Annotated in this window: 3 protein-coding genes; 1 reads left to right on the top strand and 2 read right to left on the bottom strand. The window is 63.7% G+C overall.

Annotation, left to right across the window (positions count from 1 at the left end; translation table 11 throughout):
* The coding region (locus AC1DT3_RS15020) for a HesA/MoeB/ThiF family protein (RefSeq protein WP_477466049.1) at window positions 1-755 on the top strand (755 nt) is incomplete at its 5' end.
* A 39-nt stretch (window positions 756-794) separates the two neighbouring features.
* On the opposite strand, the gene pheT is transcribed toward AC1DT3_RS15020, so the two are convergent.
* Both pheT and AC1DT3_RS15010 read right to left on the bottom strand, forming a co-directional pair.
* A complete protein-coding gene (pheT, locus tag AC1DT3_RS15015; RefSeq protein ID WP_477466048.1) occupies window positions 795-3,218 on the bottom strand; it encodes a phenylalanine--tRNA ligase subunit beta in 2,424 nt (807 codons plus the stop codon).
* A 12-nt stretch (window positions 3,219-3,230) separates the two neighbouring features.
* The coding region (locus AC1DT3_RS15010; protein WP_477466047.1) for a tRNA ligase subunit PheS family protein at window positions 3,231-3,606 on the bottom strand (376 nt) is incomplete at its 5' end.

Genomic DNA, 3,606 nt, shown 5'->3' with positions numbered 1-3,606 from the left:
ACCTCGTCCTCAGGGACGTCGGGGGGCCGGGCCAGACGAAGCTCAAAGCGGCGCGGATCCTGGTAATCGGGGCCGGAGGTCTCGGAGCACCGCTCCTGCAATATCTCGCCGCGGCGGGTGTCGGTACCCTGGGAATCGTCGACGACGACACCGTTTCGCTCTCCAACCTGCAGCGCCAGGTGATCCACGGGACGCCGGACGTCGGGCGTTCGAAAGCCGAGAGTGCTGCGGACCAGATCCGGCGCCTCAATCCACACGTCGCGATCAAGGTTCACGCTGTCCGGATCACGGCGGAAAATGCCCGCGAACTGCTCAGCGCCTATGATCTCGTCGCGGACGGCTCCGACAATTTCGAGACCCGCTATGCGGTCTCGGACGCCTGCTTCCACGCGGGCAGGACGCTGATTACGGGCGCGTTGGGCCAATTCGATGGAACGCTGACCACGATCCGCGCGCACGAAGCCGGCCCTGACGGTCGACCGAATCCGACCTACCGGTGCCTGTTCCCGTCCCCGCCGCCAGCGGGCATGGTTCCCACCTGTGCTGAGGCGGGCGTCCTCGGCGCGCTTGCGGGCGTGATGGGAAGCCTGATGGCGATGGAGGTCATCCGCGAGATTGTCGGTTTCGGGGAAAGCCTCGTCGGTCGTCTCTTGATGGTCGACGCAAGGTCGATGCGCTTCGATACCATCCGCTACGAATGGGACGAGGCGAACCCGTTGAACGGGGCGAAACCATCATCCCGGACGGGGTCGTAACCACGATCCGGGATGCACGTCGTATACAGCCGGCCGAGGTTATCCCCGCAGCACTGCGCCGGTCTTCTTGACCACTTCGCCGACGATTTTCTGCGAAACCGCCTCGATCTCAACGTCGGTCAATGTCTTTTCGGTGGGCTGTAGCGTCACTGCGACCGCGACGGATTTCTTGTCCGGATCAATACCGGTCCCCTCGTAAATGTCGAACACGTCGACGGATACGATGAGCTGGCGCTCAGCAGCCTGAACCGCCTTGACCACATCCGCAGCAGGAACGTTTCGAGCGACCACGAAGGCAAAGTCGCGGCTGACCGGCTGGAAGTCGGAAAGCACGAGCTTCGGTTTCATCTTCGTCGGCTTGGCCTTCGGTGGCGGCAGCGTATCGAGGGTGATCTCGAACGCCACGAGCGGCCCCTTGAGATCGAGCGCCTTCAGGACTTTCGGATGCACTTCGCCGAACGCACCGACGATATTTTTGGGTCCGAATTGCAGAGTCGCCGAACGGCCCGGGTGGAACCATGCCGGCCCACCGGGAGACACCTGCAGACCTCCGGTGGGGATACCCAGGGACGTCAGAAGCGCGAGCGCATCGGCCTTGGCGTCGAATGCGTCGACCGCGATCGCGCCGCCGTCCCAGTGCCGACCGACAGCCTCGGCTCGCGCCGTGCCACGGCGGACGGCGGCAGCTTTGATAGTCTGGCCTTCCGGCTCATCCGTCTGGAAACACTGCCCGACTTCGAACAAGGCGACATCACCGAAGCCGCGATCGGCGTTGCGCTGCGCCGCCTTGAGAAGGCCCGGAAGCAGGCTCGGGCGCATGTCGGACAGATCGGCTGCGATAGGGTTCGCCAAAGCCAGTTTGGAATCCCCCCCACCGAAAAGGACCGCCTCGTCCTTCGCGATGAAGGACCAGGTGACGGCTTCGACGAGACCGCGCACCCCGAGCGTTCGCTTGGCAAGGCGAGTCCGCTTCTGGATCAAGGTCAGGATCGGCTTGGCGACGCTCGCTTCGAGACGCGGCAATGGCTGCGGCGMAATGCGATCGACGCCTGCGATACGGATGATTTCTTCGACGAGATCGGCCTTGCCTTCGATGTCGGGGCGCCAGGTGGGTGGCACGACGCTCACCCGTTCGCCGGTTCCCTCGACACGGAAGCCGAGCTTTTCGAGAATCGATTTCGCTTCTGGCTGCGGCACGTCGAGGCCGGCGAGGCGGCGCGTTTCCGTCCACGGAAACTCGACGACGCGCGTCTGCACCGGAACGGCGCCTTCGACGACCGACTCGCTGGCCTCACCCCCGCACAAATCGATGACCATCTGTGTCGCGAGATCGAGACCGGGCACGCAGAAGGCCGGATCGACGCCACGCTCGAAGCGATATCGCGCGTCGGTGATGATGCCGAGCTTACGGCCGCTCTGCGCGATGTTGAGCGGATCCCAGAGAGCGGATTCGATCAGCACATCCGTCGTCGTTTCGTCACAGCCCGAATGCTCGCCGCCCATGATGCCGGCAATGGACTCGACGCCCTTCTCATCGGCGATCACGAGAACACCGGGATCGAGCTTGTAGGTTTTTCCGTCGAGGGCAACGATTTCCTCACTGTCCTTGGCGCGACGGACGGCGAGATTTCCCTTCACCTTACTGGCGTCGAAGACGTGAAGCGGACGTCCGCGATCGAACGTGATGAAATTGGTGATGTCCACCAGCGCGTTGATCGGCCGGAGACCGATGGAGACGAGGCGACGCTGGAGCCATTCGGGTGACGGGCCATTTTTCACGCCACGCACCAGGCGCAGTGCAAAAGTCGGACAAAGCTTCTCGTCCGCCGACGCGAGATCGCGGGTCACGGAGACCGGCGACGCGCCCTTGCCGACGACAGCTTTCACCGCGCTGTTCTTCAAGGTGCCGAGGCCGGCCGCCGCGAGATCACGCGCGATGCCGAAGACCGACGTACAATCCGGACGGTTCGGCGTGAGATTGATCTCGATCACCGGATCGTCGAGGCCAGCGTAGGCGGCGTAAGGCATGCCCACGGGTGCATCGGCGGGAAGATCGAGAATGCCGTCGTGGTCGTTCGACAATTCGAGCTCTGCGCCCGAACACAACATGCCGCGGCTCTCGACACCGCGGATCGTTCCGACACCGAGCGTGATGCCCTTTCCGGGGATGTAGGTGCCCGGCGGCGCGAACACGCTCTTCATGCCGGTGCGGGCGTTTGGCGCGCCGCAGACGACCTGGATCGGCGCGCCTTCGCCCGTGTCGACCATGCAGACGCGCAGGCGATCGGCGTTGGGGTGCTGCTCGGCCGAGACCACATAGGCGACCGTGTAGGCGCCGAGCGCCTTCGCCTTGTCATCGACGCTCTCGACTTCGAGACCGATGCGCGTGAGCGTCTCGACGATGTCGTCGAACGACGCATTCGTGTCGAGGTGATCCTTCAACCAGGAGAGAGTGAATTTCATGATGCCTCTCCTTTATGCGCTCAGGCCGCCGACGAGGGATGGGATATCGAGCGGACGGAACCCGTAGTGGTTCAGCCAGCGCACGTCCGCCTCGAAGAAGGGTCGCAGGTCCGGCATGCCGTATTTCAGCATGGCGATGCGGTCGATTCCCATGCCCCAGGCAAAGCCCTGGACCTTGTCGGGATCGAGCCCGCAATTGCGCAGGACGTTGGGATGCACCATTCCGCAGCCGAGAATTTCGAGCCAATCCTCACCCTCGCCGAAGCGGATTTCTCCGCCCTTGCGCGAGCACTGGATGTCGACTTCAGCCGACGGCTCGGTGAACGGGAAGTAGGACGGCCGGAACCGCATCTTCACCTGCTCGACCTCGAAGAACGCCTTGCAGAAC

This window comes from Microvirga sp. P4_G7, from assembly GCF_056401005.1.
This window is presented reverse-complemented; position numbering and strand designations above follow the sequence as displayed.